Annotated in this window: 12 protein-coding genes; 5 read left to right on the forward strand and 7 right to left on the reverse strand. The window is 36.1% G+C overall.

Annotation, left to right across the window (positions count from 1 at the left end; translation table 11 throughout):
• Nucleotides 1–241: 241 nt before the first annotated feature.
• The 4 genes from KFE94_04300 to ytxJ all read right to left on the reverse strand — a co-directional run bounded on the left by KFE94_04300 (nucleotide 242) and on the right by ytxJ (nucleotide 5,521).
• Complete coding sequence (locus KFE94_04300; GenBank protein ID UTW67341.1) at nucleotides 242–3,334, reverse strand: T9SS type A sorting domain-containing protein; 3,093 nt, start codon at nucleotides 3,332–3,334, stop codon at nucleotides 242–244.
• 143 nt (nucleotides 3,335–3,477) lie between these two features.
• Nucleotides 3,478–4,377 carry a lipoyl synthase gene (lipA, locus tag KFE94_04305; protein ID UTW67342.1) on the reverse strand — a complete coding sequence of 300 codons (900 nt, stop codon included), beginning with the start codon at nucleotides 4,375–4,377 and terminating at the stop codon, nucleotides 3,478–3,480.
• A gap of 3 nt (nucleotides 4,378–4,380) precedes the next feature.
• On the reverse strand, nucleotides 4,381–5,088 hold the full coding sequence (locus KFE94_04310) for a hypothetical protein (GenBank protein UTW67343.1): 708 nt from the start codon (nucleotides 5,086–5,088) through the stop codon (nucleotides 4,381–4,383).
• A 103-nt stretch (nucleotides 5,089–5,191) separates the two neighbouring features.
• Nucleotides 5,192–5,521: a bacillithiol system redox-active protein YtxJ gene (gene ytxJ, locus KFE94_04315; protein ID UTW67344.1), complete on the reverse strand. Its 330-nt coding sequence runs from the start codon at nucleotides 5,519–5,521 to the stop codon at nucleotides 5,192–5,194.
• A 392-nt stretch (nucleotides 5,522–5,913) separates the two neighbouring features.
• Between ytxJ and KFE94_04320 the strand changes: the two genes are divergently transcribed.
• The 5 genes from KFE94_04320 to KFE94_04340 all read left to right on the forward strand — a co-directional run bounded on the left by KFE94_04320 (nucleotide 5,914) and on the right by KFE94_04340 (nucleotide 13,488).
• On the forward strand, nucleotides 5,914–7,641 hold the full coding sequence (locus tag KFE94_04320) for a hypothetical protein (protein ID UTW67345.1): 1,728 nt from the start codon (nucleotides 5,914–5,916) through the stop codon (nucleotides 7,639–7,641).
• A gap of 79 nt (nucleotides 7,642–7,720) precedes the next feature.
• Nucleotides 7,721–9,082: a DNA recombination protein RmuC gene (rmuC, locus tag KFE94_04325; GenBank protein ID UTW67346.1), complete on the forward strand. Its 1,362-nt coding sequence runs from the start codon at nucleotides 7,721–7,723 to the stop codon at nucleotides 9,080–9,082.
• Nucleotides 9,075–10,355, forward strand: a complete 1,281-nt coding sequence (locus KFE94_04330; protein UTW67347.1) for a GWxTD domain-containing protein — start codon at nucleotides 9,075–9,077, stop codon at nucleotides 10,353–10,355. The genes rmuC and KFE94_04330 overlap by 8 nt, the downstream gene beginning before the upstream one ends.
• A 6-nt stretch (nucleotides 10,356–10,361) precedes the next feature.
• Nucleotides 10,362–11,102: a 23S rRNA (guanosine(2251)-2'-O)-methyltransferase RlmB gene (gene rlmB / locus KFE94_04335; GenBank protein ID UTW67348.1), complete on the forward strand. Its 741-nt coding sequence runs from the start codon at nucleotides 10,362–10,364 to the stop codon at nucleotides 11,100–11,102.
• 10 nt (nucleotides 11,103–11,112) lie between these two features.
• Nucleotides 11,113–13,488, forward strand: coding sequence for a T9SS type A sorting domain-containing protein (locus tag KFE94_04340; protein UTW67349.1), 2,376 nt, complete (start codon nucleotides 11,113–11,115; stop codon nucleotides 13,486–13,488).
• On the opposite strand, the gene KFE94_04345 is transcribed toward KFE94_04340, so the two are convergent.
• The 3 genes from KFE94_04345 to KFE94_04355 all read right to left on the reverse strand — a co-directional run bounded on the left by KFE94_04345 (nucleotide 13,485) and on the right by KFE94_04355 (nucleotide 17,857).
• Complete coding sequence (locus KFE94_04345; protein ID UTW67350.1) at nucleotides 13,485–13,991, reverse strand: hypothetical protein; 507 nt, start codon at nucleotides 13,989–13,991, stop codon at nucleotides 13,485–13,487. The genes KFE94_04340 and KFE94_04345 overlap by 4 nt on opposite strands.
• A 2-nt stretch (nucleotides 13,992–13,993) precedes the next feature.
• On the reverse strand, nucleotides 13,994–16,399 hold the full coding sequence (locus tag KFE94_04350; protein ID UTW67351.1) for a choice-of-anchor L domain-containing protein: 2,406 nt from the start codon (nucleotides 16,397–16,399) through the stop codon (nucleotides 13,994–13,996).
• A gap of 171 nt (nucleotides 16,400–16,570) precedes the next feature.
• A complete protein-coding gene (locus KFE94_04355) occupies nucleotides 16,571–17,857 on the reverse strand; it encodes a citrate synthase (GenBank protein ID UTW67352.1) in 1,287 nt (428 codons plus the stop codon).
• Nucleotides 17,858–17,885 lie beyond the last annotated feature (28 nt).

Below are 17,885 nucleotides of genomic sequence, written 5' to 3' on the forward strand. Positions count from 1 at the left end.
TAACGAGTATTTTACAACTCTTTCAATTTAAAAATTCCAAGCGGCAATTTAACTTTTTTTATTCTATCACCAAAAAAATAAATCCGATAACCCAGATAGTTATCTACAAACATTTTTAAACCATAAAAATCTATCATAGCTGACTATGATAGATTCTATATTATTATATTTAAGTGATCAAATAAACTAAATGTCACAAGCAAAAAATATATTACTTACGACATTTAGTTAAATCACACTTCTATTTCACGACAATAAACTTTGCATGCTGCTCAAAGCTTCCCATTCTTAAAGAAACAAAGTATGTTCCAGCAGGCATATCAATTGAATTGATCTCATAGCTCACATTTCCTTTAGCAAAGTTTTTCTTCTCATTTCTAACTACTTTTCCTGAGATATCGTAAATCATTACGTTTACGGAACCATTTACCGGCATATCAAAAGTCAATTTAGACACCAAACTCACCGGGTTCGGATACAATTTCACATTACTAATTTCTTTATCATCACCAAAATCAACCCAGTCATCATTATCTCCAACGCTTACCAAATCTCCACTTGTCCAAATTCCCCTACCAAAAGTTCCGATGTAAAAACGTCCGTAGTTTAATGCTTCATCATATGACAATCTTTGCTGTTTCACATCCATTACAGGCACATTACCAACTCCATTACTTTGTTGGGTCCATGTTGGACTTACTCCAGATACATCTTCAGAATACCATACTCCTAATTCTGTTCCTAAAACAACTTGTTCCGGCTTATTTACATTATACTCTGGATCATACACCGGGAAATCCGGTAAATCACCTTGTAAATTTCTATCTGGAGAAAACCCTGTCGAAGATTCTGCTGCAGTCAATTCATATACGTGATTCGCTACACCATAACCTCCGGTCGTTACCAACAATTTCTCCGGATCAGTCGGGTGAATACAAATACCAGAAACCGCAGAAGTTCCATTAAAAATATCTGTTTTTGTTAGTACATCATTCGGATTTACGTCCATATAAAAATCATTTAATCCAGAAATCCTCGTAACTCTCCCATTGTATCCACCGATATATAAGTGATTTCCATCTTTAGAAAATTCGAAACATGAAGGTGTCGTTGAACTGATATTTACCCAGGTAGGCATTTGCAAAGGAAAATACAATGCTTCTCTGGTAATATTAAATCCACCGTTCATAGAAACTACCAATAATGATTGAACAGGATCCTGAACTTTTACAGAATCTGTAGTTGTTAATCCGGAAGTTAGGACATACGGAAATGTCACTCCCTGATTCTGACTAATCAACATAATGGTATCTCCGGAGTCAAAACTTACATTAAAGACACTATTCACAGAAGAACCTACAGGTGGAGCGAAAGACCAACGAATGCTATACGCTCCGGTGTTATAATCGATTGTTCCCACACTATCTCCAAAGCTTTTAAGTACTCCCTGAACATCGCTATCCGTTGCAACTTGTCCACCGGCAATATCCTCAAACCTTACCTGACCCGGTACGATTTTAGCTGATGTCTGTAATTTTCTTAATGTTCCAGAATATAATTTTTTATTTCCATCACCGGTCCCAATTGAAAATCTGGATGTGTCATTTGTAAATACAACAGAATCTTTACTTGTTACATCATTTTTAGATTCCCATTCCTGAAGCACGGTATAAAAAGGCGAAGAAGCTCCAGTTCCCATTGGATGAATGATCCCACCCTGACTCGGATTTTGATACGACCCTCTCGCCACCAATCCGTATTGACTGGTTGCAAAACCAACATCACCAATATTAGAAATAGCACAATCAAAACCATCATTTCCATACACTGATATTCCATCTTTAGCAGCAGGTCCTACTAATGTCGGATCCAATAAATGTGATCCGTTATCCTGCGTTCCTCCCATCACTTGTCCTCCTGTTGAAGTCGCGATACCATAGTATTGAGATGTTCCGAAATGACGATTATTTTCTGTCCAATTTATACTTCCTGAACCAGCATTAGTTGTTTTTGCGATACCTCCATCAGTCCCTACATATAGAGTGTTGGAGTTATTAGGATCAAATACAAACCAATGTACATCTGCATGCACATAAATTCCAGGAATATTAAATGTTGTTGCTACACTATTCCAGGCTCCATCAACTTGATATAGTTGTACTGCTCCAACATAAATTTTATCACAATCTGTTGGATCTACAGTTATAGCCTGATTATAAGCCGCAGGATTGACTCCCATTAAATCAAACGTACTATCAATTACTGCCGTTGGAGGTGCCGGATGCAATGGTCCCCAATTTCTACCACCATCAGAAGATTTTAGCACTTGAAATGTTGAAGGGTTCCCATTTGGATCTTGAAAACCTTGAAAAGCATACACCTGATTTTCATCGCTTGAACATACGGCTAAACTCATTCGCGTACTTCCGCCAATTCCATTTGCTGCACCAACCTGATTATATGAACAAACCGTTTCCCCATCATCAGAAATATATAATGATCCGTTGTAAGAAACCAAAACACGTCCATTATCAGTCGTTACAACATCCTGAACATTTCCAGGGAGTGGATTTACACAATTTGGTAATGTCATTGGCTCCGTCCAGGTTTGTCCCTTATCTAATGAAACCTTTAATCCATTCCGGGTTCCTGCATATACCGTATAATTCCCTTGAGCATTTTTAGTTTTAGAAACGGCTATTCTATTAATGTATGCCCATTCATCACTTGTAGTATGAGGTGCCGGTTTTGTAGAACTTAAATGTGACCAGGTTTCCCCTCTATCATCACTCACATAAATACCTCCACCTGGAAACGCATTACCATTTCCGGTTGGAGCACCTGCATCCGCATACATCCCCGTTCCTACATATAATCTACCTTCAGCATCTTGCGCAATTGTAGATACATGAATGTTTTCCCAATCATCGCTCTTATAGGTCCAGCTACCTGCTCCATCAATCGAAATATACATTCCTCCTCCTGCTCCACCAGCATAAACCCTGTTTCCATTGGCGTTATCTACAACAATAGCCCTTACACGACCTCCAATATTATCCGGCCCCATAAACTCCCAGGTTAATTGGGTCGCTCTGGAGTTTTTATTTGCATTAACTTGATTTACCGCAGTTAAATAGTCGTTTACTTCGACCTTTCCAGTCTGCGCATTTTTACGCATAATTTCAAAATATGCAGAATTAGCTTCTGCACTTGTTGCTTTACTTGATTCTCTGGAAATATATTGACCTTTCTTATCTGTAGTTGTACTCAGTATATAGGTCATAAGGGCTCCAAACCCTAAAAATATGGTTAGATAAAGTGCTTCTTTTTTCATAAAATAAAAGTTTACTTCATTTTCTGATTAATACTATCCGAAAAATGCAGTAAACTTTTATTTCTTAATGCTATTTAATCACTTGCTAGCTTAGTTCGAACAATCACTATTAAGCGAAAATACCCTAATAAATTCTGGAATTCTTAGAATAAATGTTTCTCTGCATGGTAAGACGAACGAACTAAAGGGCCACTTTCTACAAAACGGAATCCCATCTCCAATCCGATCTTCTTATAATTTTCGAATTCACTAGGACTAACGAATTTTTCGACCGGAAGGTGGGCTTTGGTAGGTTGTAAATATTGTCCAAGGGTTAAAATATCCACTCCTACACCTCTTAAATCTGTCATCGACTCAATGATCTCATCCTCAGTCTCACCAAGGCCTAGCATGATTCCAGACTTGGTTTTCATTCCACCTTTTTTAAGGCGATCTAAAACTTCTAAACTTCTATCATATTTTGCCTGAATTCGAACTTCTTTTGTCAATCTTCGAACCGTTTCCAGGTTATGAGATACAATTTCCGGAGCCACATCAATAATTCTTTGAAGATTTTCCCATTTACCTGCAAAATCTGGAATCAAGGTTTCCATTGTTGTTGATGGACTTAGTTCTCTAACTTTTTGAACTGTTTCCGCCCAAATTATAGAGCCTCCATCTTTTAAATCATCACGATCTACAGAGGTAATCACGCAGTGCTTTACACTCATTAAAAGAACCGAACTTGCGATTCGCATAGGCTCTTTCTTATCTGCTGGTAAAGGTTTTCCAGTTGCTACGTTACAAAATCCACACGATCTCGTACAGATATTCCCTAAGATCATAAAAGTGGCTGTTCCTTCTCCCCAACATTCCCCCATGTTCGGACAGTTCCCACTTTCACAGATTGTATGCAATTTATGCTCTCCTACAATCCCTCTTACTTTTTTATATTCTTCTCCAATCGGTAACTTTACTCTTAACCAATCTGGTTTTTTTTGAGAAGTTTTTCCTTCTGGATTTAATTTTTTCCAATTTACAGGCTTGATTGTTCCCGGCTCCATATTCTACTCTATTTTCTTACCCAACTCTAACATCAAGTAAAATGTAATCCAATATTGATTATTATAGGTATTGTACATCATTGGAATCTCTTTGTAAAACCAATCGACAGCTACCCCTACTTCTAAAGCTTTTAACCTTTGGTCATATGGTGAGTACTCAAAATTAAGTCCGAATTTTCCAAATAATCCTGGAACAAATTCAATTTCATCCACTCCTCTGAATACACTTGCACGACCATATATTGTTCCCATGGTATGTTTTTCAGGATCATACCGCTCCGAAATAATTTGATTATTCCCATCCGTATTGTACACTTCCAAATACACCGGCTTCTGTAAACCTAAATTAAATCCGCCACTATATACCCAAGCAACCTGAACTCCTTTTTTTACTTCTTTTAATGCAATCGCACGCTGTTCTCCAATTCCAAAACGTGCATTCATTAATGCATTTATTTTCCCATAGAAGAATCCTTTAGCATTATCATCAAATGCATTCACTACTTTTTCTTGTTTTGGGTGTTTTAAATTCTGGAAATTGAAGGTGTAAAATCGCTTTACTTTATAAGACAGATGTTGCTGATATTTAAAGCTTGCACCAATACCTTGTGTATGAAGGGTAAAACCATATGCCACACTGGATCTGTAATATAACTTTACATCTTCCGGAGATTTACCTACCTGAGAATATCCATTCTGTAAGGCGGTCAAAAACAATATGATTGATAATACTCTCTTCACAATGAATAGACAAAAATAACTTATTTACAGTTGTCAATCAATTTAGTTATTTAAGGGTTATGTAAAATTTAACTTATCCTATCTTTCCCGCAGTTACTCCACAGATATCGGAATGTGAATCATGATAAACTACATCACCCTTATGAATGGTCATTACTTGCGGTGACTGATGAATTACTCCTGTAGTTTTTGCAATATGGTTAGAAACGTCTCTGTATCTTATTAAATCAACAAAATACGTAGGTAGTTCACTATCATACTCTGCTTCGAAAGCTCTCAAGGCCATAGTACTAATCATACATCTGGTTGAGTGCTTAAACAAAACAAATGCAGAACCATCTGACTGACTCTGCATTAAAATATTATCAAACTCAGAAACTGAAGTTAGCTTACGCCAATTCATGTACTCTATCGTTTATTATATCCTGAAGACTGATAAGTGTTTCCATAAGCCGCACACTTATGACTTTGAGAACAAGATGATAGTCCCAATAATCCAAATGCGAATACTGCTATGAAAATATATGCTAATTTTTTCATTGTAATCTTTTTTTGTTTAGCTACTGCAAATCTACCTGAATAATATCAGATTTCAAAAATAACACCGTTATAAGAACGAAATTATATCGTTATATTGCATTTTATAGCACAAATTGTTGATAACATTAAAAATGACAGATTTAATCCATAAACAATCATCATATTATTCGTTGGAAATGGTAAGAATATCAAATAACATTTCACCTTTCAACAATAAAGGAATTATTGAATTTCTAATGTTTGTGCATTCTTGATTTGAAAAAGTTCACTTTCATATTTTTATTGCTTTTTGCTTTCGTAGTGAAAGCTCAGGATCAAATTGAATTAAAGATTAAAATCTCTGACCAAAAAGATTTACCTCAAAAACTCCCTTCGGGTACATTTAAAACCGAATATGAAATTCACACAACGCTAAAATCCTACCTCAATGACATTCAATCCAAAGGGTATCTATCTGCTTCTATTGACAGTATTTCAGGAGACTCTTTACATAAAACAGCGCATATTCATATTGGTGAAAAATACGAATGGGTTACGTTAAATACAGATCAGGTGGACGAAGAAATTCTGAGTCGAACAGGTTTTAGAGATAAACAATACTTAAATAAACCTTTTAACCCTAAACAAGTCAGCTCTTTTTTTAATGATGCCTTGAGTTATCTTGAAAATCGTGGTTATCCTTTTGCTGAAATTCAACTTACAGATATCCAAATTGATCAAAACAATATTCGGGCATCAGTATCATTAAATAAAAACCGATTCTACCTTATCGATTCTATACAAATTTTGGGAGAGGATACGCGGTTGAGTAAAAACTATATTGAAAATGTTATTCGGGTAAAGGCCAAAACACCATATGACGAACGAGTAATCAAAAACATCAGTCAACGAATTCGTGAAAATCCGTTTATCGAAGAATTAAAACCTTATGAGGTTATTTTTACGGAAACCTCATGTACAGTTGTTTTAGTTCTTAAACCCAAGAAAGCGAATCTATTTGATGGAATCATTGGATTTCAACCTCAACCCGATAACCAGGGATTGGTTCTTACCGGAGATATCAAAATTAGTCTTGGAAATATTGTTGGTCAGGGCGAACGATTAAATCTAAGATGGCAAAGATTACAAGACCAAACCCAAGAGATCAATGCTTCATTAAATGTTCCGTTTTTGTTTAAAACACCTTTTGGCTTTGGATATAAACTGGACATTTACAGACGAGACACCACATTCAACAATGTAGAACATCAATTTGACATTCCATTTAAACTCTCTAATGGCAGTCAATTCCATGGGTATTTGAATAATTTCTCGACCTCACTTATTTCTACTTCAGATTATGAAAACTCTACAGAAATCCCACCATATAATGATGCAAAAAATACCACGTATGGTTTGGGCTACCAGGGATTTTTTGTTGAAAACCAATTCAATCCCTATCGAGGGTGGACCGTTCAAATGAATGGAGGTGTTGGGAATAATGTTATATTGAAAAATACTGCCTTAGAAATGGTCAACTATGATTCAATTGATTTAGAGTCCAGAATTCTTGAGGGTAAAATCAAACTGAACTACTTTCAACCTATCGGTCGACATTCCACTGTTATGTTTCAGGTTCATTCCGGGATGAAGCAATCCGAAAACCTCATCGATAATCAATTATATAGAATTGGTGGGTTAAATACTCTTAGAGGTTTTGATGAACAATCATTAATGGTTTCTTCATATAATATTCTTACTCTGGAATACCGTCTTTTATTTTCTGAAAACTCCAGAATCAGTGTTTTCTATGATTTTGGATGGTATGAAAAAAACACTTTTAATGATTTTAAAACGGATACACCTCATGGGATTGGGGCGGGGATCTCTTTTAACACTAATTCAGGTTTGTTTTCGTTAAACTATGCACTGGGGAGTGAACAAGGGAATTCCTTTAATTTTAGAACAGGAAAAATCCATTTCGGATTTACCAATTTATTTTAGCCAAATTCTTTGGTAAATACCGTACTCACTGTGATTAGATCAGATTTTAAACTGTAACTTCGCAATTCATATTCATCATATGAACGATCTCAATCTTATTATAGGCTTTGGTACTTCATTCATTATTGCCATCATTTTTTTACTTAAATGGCGTGATGATCAAAAAAGAATTCGTTCTCTAACCTCGGAGCGGGATCAACTCACCCATTCTTTGAATCAATCACAAATTGATCAAGCCAAGCTGGAGGGGCAGATTTTACCACTTCAAGAAAGCATTAAAAAATTAGAATTTGAACTGGGTAAAAAACAAACCAGCCAAAATGAATTGCTACAGGAAAATGCAAAACTATTTGCGACTAATTTAAACTTACAAAAAGAACAACAAGAACTTGTAAATATTGAAGCCCGACTTAAAAAAGAATTTGAAAATATCAGTCATAAAATCATCGAGCAAAATGCTTCTAGTTTTAATGAAAGCAGTTCAACCAACATCAAAAATGTATTAGAACCATTTAAACAAAAACTAGAACATTTCGAGAAAGGGTTAAATGACAAATACCTGAATGAAGTCAAAGACAAAACTGCGCTCAAAACTGAAATTTCAAAGCTGATCGAACTAAACACCAAGTTGAGTGACGATGCCGTGAATTTGACCAAAGCACTAACTGGTGACAATAAATTACAAGGTAATTGGGGAGAAATCATTCTTCAAAATGTACTGGAAAAATCAGGTTTAGAAAAAGACGCAGAGTTCGTTACTCAGAAAAGTTTGCAACAAAATGGAACCAAGTTTGTCCCTGACGCGATAATATACTTACCTGATAACAAACACATCATCGTTGATGCCAAGGTTTCATTAAAAGCCTATAATGAAATGATTAATTCGGAAAACCAAGATCATCAGAAAACCGCTTTGCGTAATCATCTCATCTCGCTTAAGTCACACATTAAGGAACTCAGTAGTAAAGGGTATTACGAATTAGAATCATTGAATTCACCTGAGTTTACACTTTTATTTCTACCCATTGAATCCTCATTTAGCATTACCTTAAAAAAAGATACGGAATTATTCAATTACGCATGGGAAAGAAATATCATTATTGTTAGCCCTACCACGCTTTTAGCTACACTGAGAACTATTGCTTCCATATGGAAACATGAAAAACAGACACAACATGTAATGGAAATTGCTAAAGAAGGTGGAGCACTACATGATAAATTCGTTGCTTTTATGGATGATTTTGAAAAAATCGCATACAATATCCAACAAAGTCAAAAATCATATGACAATGCTTTTAACAAGCTTTCAAGTGGAAAAGGTAATATTATCAAACGTACGAATAACTTAAAAAATCTTGGTGCTAAAGCGAAAAAGGCTTTATCTTCCGAGCTTATAGAAAAGGCAGAAAACTCAATTTTACAATCACCATCAAATGAATAAATTAAAGTTTTTCATCATCGGGCTTATCATCATTACTTTTAGTCAAAGTTGTAAGCGTGGTGTATCTCTTAGTGAAACGGACTTTAAAGACATGTATTCAAGTAATGCAGATGTACCTCAACCCCGATTTAAAGTATTTCATGCCTCAGATTCTGAATCTGAAATCTATTATATGTTTGAAAATCGTGGTCTGAAATACTCAAAAGATTTAGCTGGAGAAAACCAAATGGCTCAGGTGAGAATAGCCTGGCAATTATATAATGACTATTCGTCTAATGAAATCATTGATAGTTCCTCTTTTGTGAAAATTGATACCATTGCAACCAGAGGGCTCTTTCAATTACAGGGAATGTTCAAAATGAAACTCCAATTTGGACAAGATTATATATTAAAAGTAACTACAACTGACTTAAACACCAGTAAAAAGACTATTTCATTTATCTCCATTTATAAGAAAGACCCCAACAACCGTCAATTCTATAAAGTTTTACTCAAAGAAACCAATACGGTATTGTTCCGAAATTACTTTTACGCAGACGAACAACTTCGAATCGTATACAACCACAAATCAACTGATAAATTTATTGGTCGATATTATGGCACCATATTCCCGGTTTCAAACCCACCGTTTTCGCTTTCTTCTCCTCAGCCTTTTGATTTTGAGAATTATGATCCATTAACAGTAGAATTAAAGAATGACACAGCCAACTTTGAAGCGAATGAGCCAGGAATTTACCATTTTTCTACCCATACGGAATCTAAATATTCAGGACTTACCTTATTTCAATATTCGAATGAGTTTCCTGAAGTAAACTCAGTTAAAGAACTGCTCGATCCATTAAGGTTTGTTACGTCTAAAAGGGAGTATGCTAAAATGAAAAAATATCAGGATCCTAAAAAAGCGATTGATGAGTTTTGGCTAAGTACTACGCCTGATCCTGAAAAGGCCAAAAAGATGATCAAAGGATATTACAAACGTGTAGAAAATGCGAATTACTTTTTTACCTCCTTCAAAGAAGGCTGGAAAACAGATAGAGGGATCATTTATATTGTGTTTGGTCCACCAAATGTGGTATATAGATCATTAACCGGTGAGAGCTGGACATATGGAGAACAAAGCAATTACAAATCTCTTACATTCAATTTTGCCAAAGTAAACAACCCGTTTACGAATAATGACTATACTTTGCAGCGATCTACGGTATATAAAAATCCGTGGTATCGTGCAATTGATACATGGAGACAAGGCAAAGTGGCTTCATTAGAATACTAAGAACGAATGGCTAAAAAATTAGAGAATATCATATTCGGGTTACACCCGGTTGAAGAAGCATTATTAGAACATAAGGATATTGACAAAATCATGGTCTCCAGAGACGAGAAGAAATCTGATTTTGTTGAGATCAAAAAATTAGCACGTCAGAATGGCATTTATGTTCAGGATGTCCCTAAAGAAAAACTCAATAGAATAACGAGAAAAAACCATCAGGGAATTATTGCGTTCACTTCTCCAATTGAGTTCCAAAACATTGAAAATTTACTTCCATCCATTTATGAGGAAGGGGAAATACCTTTATTTCTGGCATTAGATGGTGTAACCGATGTAAGAAACTTTGGTGCGTTAGCACGTACTGCAGAATGTGCCGGAGTACACGGAATTATCATCCCACAAAGAGGAACGGCTCCAATTAATGGAGATGCAGTTAAAACCTCAGTCGGTGCATTATTAAAAATTCCGGTAAGTAAAACACCAAACCTGATCAATACCTTAAAATTCCTAAAGGACTCTGGATTAAAAGTAATCTCTTGTTCAGAAAAAGGGGCTGAAACCATTTACGAAGTTCCATTAACAGAGCCTACCGTAATCGTCATGGGTGGTGAAGATGTGGGTATTTCTCAGGATATTCTGAAAATATCGGATCACATTGCACAGATTCCAATGAAAGGCACCATCAACTCTTTGAATGTCTCTGTAGCCGGGGCAATTATTATGTTTGAAGCAAGTAGACAACGAAATTAGAATTCCAACTATGAAAATATTTACATCTTTATTTTTATTCCTACTTACCAGTATAATTGGCTTCAGCCAAATTGGGGTTTATCCCAATGAAGAAAATTTAAGAAGTGATACCATCGATGTTTTAGATTATGAAATTCATTTGGACATTACAGATTTTTCAAATCAATCTTTAAGCGGATATACCGTAGTGAAATGTACTCCTCTGTTGTCAAATGTCAATTCTATTAATCTGGATTTACTTCACTTCAATATAGATTCTATTCTATTGAATCATAATTTACTCACCTATCAATACAACGATACTCTTCTACATGTGAATCTAGGAAGTTCATTTAATGTCAACGATACATTAAACATTGAAGTGTATTATCATGGGACAACGCGTAAAGATCCTTCAGGATGGGGAGGAGTTTATTTCGGTTCTGATTATGCTTTTAATCTGGGAGTTGGCTTTGAAGATCGCCCGCACAATATTGGCAGATACTGGTTTCCTTGTTTTGACAATTTTAAAGAACGTTCTACGTATAACATTTATCTAACGACTCCAAGTACACATTATGGAACGAGCATTGGAGAACTGGTTTCTTCTACTCCTTTACCCAATAATAAGGTAGAATGGTATTGGAAACTCGATGAAACCATTCCTACTTATTTATCCATGTTTGCGGTAAATTATTATACGATTGTCCATGACAATTATGTAGGACTTCAACGTACAATTCCTATAGATTTATTTGCTAAATCTTCTGACACCAATAATCTGAAAGCATCATTTGCCAATTTAAAAGCGGCAATGGATGCTTTTGAAAATCTATATGGTCCATACCAGTTCAATAAAATTGGCTATACCGTAGTAAATTTTTCATCAGGTGCCATGGAACATGCCAGTAACATCACTTATCCAAATAATACGGTGGACGGCACATTAAACAGTGAAACACTCATGGCGCACGAATTGGCACATCAATGGTGGGGAAATTACGCAACTACGCTAACTCCGGAAGATATGTGGCTCAATGAAGGAATGGCTAGTTTCAGTGCCAACTATTTCCTGGAAGCAGTGTATGGTTGGGAAACGGCAAAGCCAGAGGTAAAATCTATCCTGTATAACATTTTAAAGAAAGCCCATATTGATGAGGGAGGCTACCTGGCTATTTCCGGAGTACCTCACTCGCTTACCTATGGAGATCATGTTTACAGAAAAGGGGCTCTTGTTGCACAGAATCTAAGAATGTTATTAGGTGAAAGTAATTTCGGTCCGGCCGTAACCGGATTTCTTAACTCACGAGCTTTCCAAAATATGTCTAGTCTTCAACTTAGAGATTATTTACAAAACACTACTTCAAGAGATGTAGACGGTTTCTTTGATGGATGGGTGTTTAATGGAGGTTTCCCCGATTATAAAATTGATTCGGTAATATCAGTTCCCAACAATAATCTTTATGATGTCACTATACATGTTTCTCAAAGATTAAATCATGCGCCACAACAATTTTCAGAGATTCCATTGGAAATTGGCTTTTATGACGACACATTTGGTTATACTACTAAAGAAATCATGGTAGGGCCTAATTCATCAACATTGACCACGACCTTATCTTATGATCCTTCAATGGTCACATTGAACCCTAATAACAAGTTGTGTTATGCAACAACAGATGATATTCATGTGATTAAGACAACCGGACAAATCAACTATAACAATGCAATGATGACCGTAAATGTAAGTTCAGTTAACGATTCCGCATTATTAAAAATTGAGCATCACTGGTCAGCTCCAGATCACATTAAAGATTGGGCAAATCAACCATATCTTTTATCTAACTATCGCTACTGGAAAATTGATGGTATCTGGTCTTCTAACTTTGAAGCTTCTGCAGGATTCTTTTATGATGGCCGTCAATCTAATGGCTATCTGGATTCCTTACTTGTAAAAAACACAGAAGATAGTCTAGTAGTTTTATACCGACAAAATGCAGCTGATGATTGGGTGGAATATCCACATTATACCAAAAACACTTTAGGAGGGTCCAATAACATGTTTGGAAGAATTGAACTTACCAAATTATTAAAGGGGGAATATACTCTAGCGAATATTGATCATTCGGTTCTAGGTCTTACCCCTACCATTCAAAAAGATGTTCCGGAAATTCGAGTGTATCCTAATCCAAGTAACGAAAAAATCACAATCGCCTGGAACTCATCTTTAAAACCGAATAGTATTGAAATTTATTCACTTAATGGTACCAGAGTTCTTTCGATTTCACCGAACCAAAGTGGCTCCCAAAGCTTCAATACTAAAGTTTTAAAGCAGGGAAACTATATCGCTAAAGTTATATTTGACAACGAAAGCTACTCCAGTCAGTTTACGGTATTAAAAGACTAGAAACGAATATACACTACCTTCCCATCTTTAATGATCACTGCATCATAGGTCAGATTCGGTAAATCAACATATTCTTTAGCAACTTCTACAAAAGACATTGAACTGTATGAAGTTGCTATTTTCTGTTCCTGAACTACTTGATATTTCCTTAAGGGTTCAGAATAAAAAAACACAGGTTTTGAAAACAAAGTTGTCGTTACAACTTCAACATTGTTAGTTTTATTCCATTCTCTTACCAATCGAAAATTAATCCCATCTCTGGTCACTAACATCCCCACAACATCCGATTGTTGAATGATCCATTGGATTCTTTCATTTAGCGATTGAGATTGCTCTAATACCTCATCTGGCACACGAATACTCTCAGCAGAATTGAAACCATCATTTAAAGTTGCCATGGCTACAACATATACTCCCTCTACTTGTACTGGAGTAGCTTTTTCTTGTGCATTTCCAAAGATGGATGCAAATACAAATACGATAACGATTATTATACTTCTCATTTCTATCTAACTATTGTAACAGTTCCTTTTTCTACTGTATTCTTATTATCATTCAGCTCCAGAATAAAATAGTACGTCCCTTCTGGGAATCCTTCTCCATCCCATTCGTTTCGATAAGTCTCTTTTTCATATATCAATTTACCCCATCGGTTATATACCTGAAGTTTATTATTCGGAAAATCTTCCAACCCATTAAAGAACAAATAATCATTCATTCCATCGCCATTTGGAGAGAATATATTTGGAGCTTCTACTGTACACGGTTTTACCAATAACGTATATACTTCTGTTTTTGAAATATTACATACATCTGTAACGACCAAATTAGAAGGTGTAATTACACCCAACTGTGCCACAAATTTCACGGGATTACCCGTTTGCTGTAATGCGCCATATGACCATACATACTGATACGGAGGCTTTCCTCCCGAAACGGTGGCATTAAACACAACCGTATCATCCATACATACTTCATCCCAAACAATTGGCGCGATAATGATAGAATCATAATCTGTATTGACTTCTACACTATCTTCCAAATTAGTCACGCCACAAAAATCTGAAACTGTTACAGCCCAGGTTGTAGTGTTTGTAGCTCCAACTTTAATTGAAGAAGTTGTTCCTCCTCCTGGAGACCATGAATACGTATAAGGGGGTAAACCACCACCGACAAAAGCATTTAAAACTACTGAATCTCCTGGACAGATACTCGTATCATTACTAACTGATAAAGTTAAGGGAGGGAACGTAGTTGTTATCTCAACACTATCCACTACTGATGAAACATTACAACTATCGGTTAATGTCACATAATAAATCGTATTATTTGAAGGAGAAACCTGAATACCGGAAGTTCCCGCACCATTATCCCATAAATAACTATATGGAGTAACTCCACCTGCTCCTTGTGCTTGAATGGAAATATTATGTCCGGGACAAATATTGGTATCCGGAGACACAGTCAGCGATAATGGTGTCATATTCAAATTGACAATAACCGAATCTGTAATCGTGACCAGATTACAACTATCTGTAATCGCTACATAAAAAGTATCTGTCGCATTAACTGTCACATTGATCTGATCGGTATTGCCTAGCGTATTACCCGCTTTATCGGTCCACACATAGGCAAACGGAGATGATGCCCCGGAAGCCGAAGCGCCTATTGGTATCGTGGCCGGGCACCTAATGGTTGTATCCGAAGTATAGGTTTGCATATTGGGTAAATCAAGAATGTAAATGTGACCAACAGAAGTAATCGTATCCCCACAAGGATTTATCGTATAAACTGTAATGGTCACCACTTCCTGTCCCTCATTATTTCCATCTGAAATTGGTACAATTCCAAGTCCAACTGTTGATTGACCAGGACTAAATGTCACACTATCTACAAGAAAATTATAATCAACACCATTCGTTGCTGATCCAGTAATATCAAAATGTACAGTATAGCTACCTGAAGTATCTGGACGTGTTAAATTCAAAATCGCACTGTCACATCCTTCAATAATATTGGAATCACCTGTCGCTGTAACCACATTTACTTCCACTACAGATGAGCTAAAACTTCCTCCTTCTAAAAATACTCCAGAATCATAAGATCCATCTCCTCCGTCACCAATAGCTAATTTAATATGATACGTTTCACCACAGTTTACTGCAGCCACAGCTTTAAGTACAACTGTCTTTCCATCATACTCATATGTGTTTGTGGTATTTTGCGTATAGAATACATTGTAAGATGCAAAATTGGGATCAATATTGGTACAATTAGCTAATACTCCATTTGTTCCAGCCACACCTATATTTACCGTATTAATAGATACAGGTGTAGATGTAAAAGTGCCTGGATTGGCTGGATCAGGTATCAATGCAATATTATGTGCTGAATAATTACCTCCAGCCGGATTGGTCCCGGTAAGAAAAAAACCAAATGCGTCATTTACCGTTCCACACGCATATTCATCATATTCTTCTGACGCAAAAACATAATTAAATGAAATCGTATCTCCGGATGGAATAAAGTCAAATTCGATCACACATTCATCAAAAATGGTGTTTGGTGTGATACTCGCTAAATCCGGATCAGAACCAACTCCGGTACCACCGCCTAAACTACTTCCTCCTCCAGTATTTAACTGTGCGGCCATACTCACACTTCCAGATCCTAAAATTAACCCGCTGGACAGGCCTACGTCCATATTCACATCCTGAAAAGAACCTACCTGAGCATTAACAATGTTTGCCGCACCACCATTAAATTGAACATTCGAAATCGTTACTCCATTTCCAATCAATACATTCTGAACAAACTGCTCTACGGTCATGGTAGTATTATTTACAGTCACCTGCGCACTTGCATAAATACCTACCCACACAAAAAATAACAGAGAATACAGTTTCTTCATAACATAAGATTTAACTAAAGCATAAAATCAAGTTCCGAATATAGCTTTTATTATTCTATCAAAAAACTATTCTAGCTATTCATAATCAATCCATTTAAAGATTTTATCGACCATAAAAAAAGCCTCAACTACATATGCAATTGAGGCTTTTAATTTTAAGAGTTTTATGCTCTATCTATCTTCCATAGGAACATAATCACGAGAATTCTCTCCCATATAAATTTGTCTTGGTCGACCAATAGGTTCATTATTCGTTCTATTCTCTAACCATTGTGCAATCCATCCTGGAAGGCGACCTAATGCAAACATTACTGTAAACATCTCGGTTGGGATTCCAAGTGCACGGTAAATAATTCCAGAGTAGAAATCCACGTTTGGATAAAGTTTACGCTTCACGAAATACTCATCTTCCAAAGCGTGTTTCTCTAATTTCTTAGCAATATCAAGAATTGGATCATTTACTCCAAGTGCCGCCAATACATCATCAGCTGCTGCTTTCAGGATTCTAGCACGCGGATCGAAGTTTTTATATACTCTATGACCGAATCCCATCAATCTAAATGGATCATCTTTATCTTTCGCTTTCGCAATAAACTTCTCTGTATCACCGCCATCATTTCTGATCGCTTCCAACATCTCAATTACCGCCTGATTCGCTCCACCATGAAGAGGTCCCCATAATGCATTAATACCAGCAGAAATAGAAACATATAAACTTGCATGAGAAGATCCTACCAATCTTACTGTTGAAGCAGAACAGTTTTGCTCGTGATCCGCATGTAAGATCAATAATTTATTTAAAGCTTTTGCTACCACTGGATTTACTTCGTAATCATCTGTTGGTAAAGCAAACATCATATGTAAGAAATTCTCTACATAATCCAATCTGTTGTTTGGATACATCACCGGATGACCTTTCTCATTCTTGTAAGACCACGCTGCCATTGTTGGCATTTTAGCGATCAAACGAATGATACTCAATTTTACTTCATCCATAGATCTGTTTGGATCTAAAGATTCAGGATAAAAAGCGGTCAAACTTGTTACCATTGAAGACAAAACTCCCATTGGGTGTGCATTTGATGGAAAGCCTTCAAATATTTTTCTAAAATCCTCATGAATTAATGTATGTTGCTTGATTTCTCCAGCCCATGCATCAAATTCATCTTTCTTTGGTAGGTGTCCATAAATCAATAGAAACGCGATCTCCAGAAAACTAGCTTTTTCAGCTAATTCATCAATGTTATATCCACGGTACCTTAAAACACCATTCTCTCCATCTAAATAAGTGATCTTACTTACCGTTGAACCTGTATTTTTATACCCAAAATCAAGAGTTACCAAACCGGTTTCTGCTCTCAATTTTGCAACATCGATGGCTTTTTCCTTTTCAGTTCCTTCAATTATAGGAAGCTCAAAACTCTGTCCATCATATTTTATTTCTATCTTATCTGCCATTTCTATTCTTTATATATTTATTTCATTC

The sequence above is a fragment of the bacterium SCSIO 12643 genome (genome assembly GCA_024398135.1).
Lineage (GTDB): Bacteria > Bacteroidota > Bacteroidia > Flavobacteriales_G > Salibacteraceae > CAJXZP01.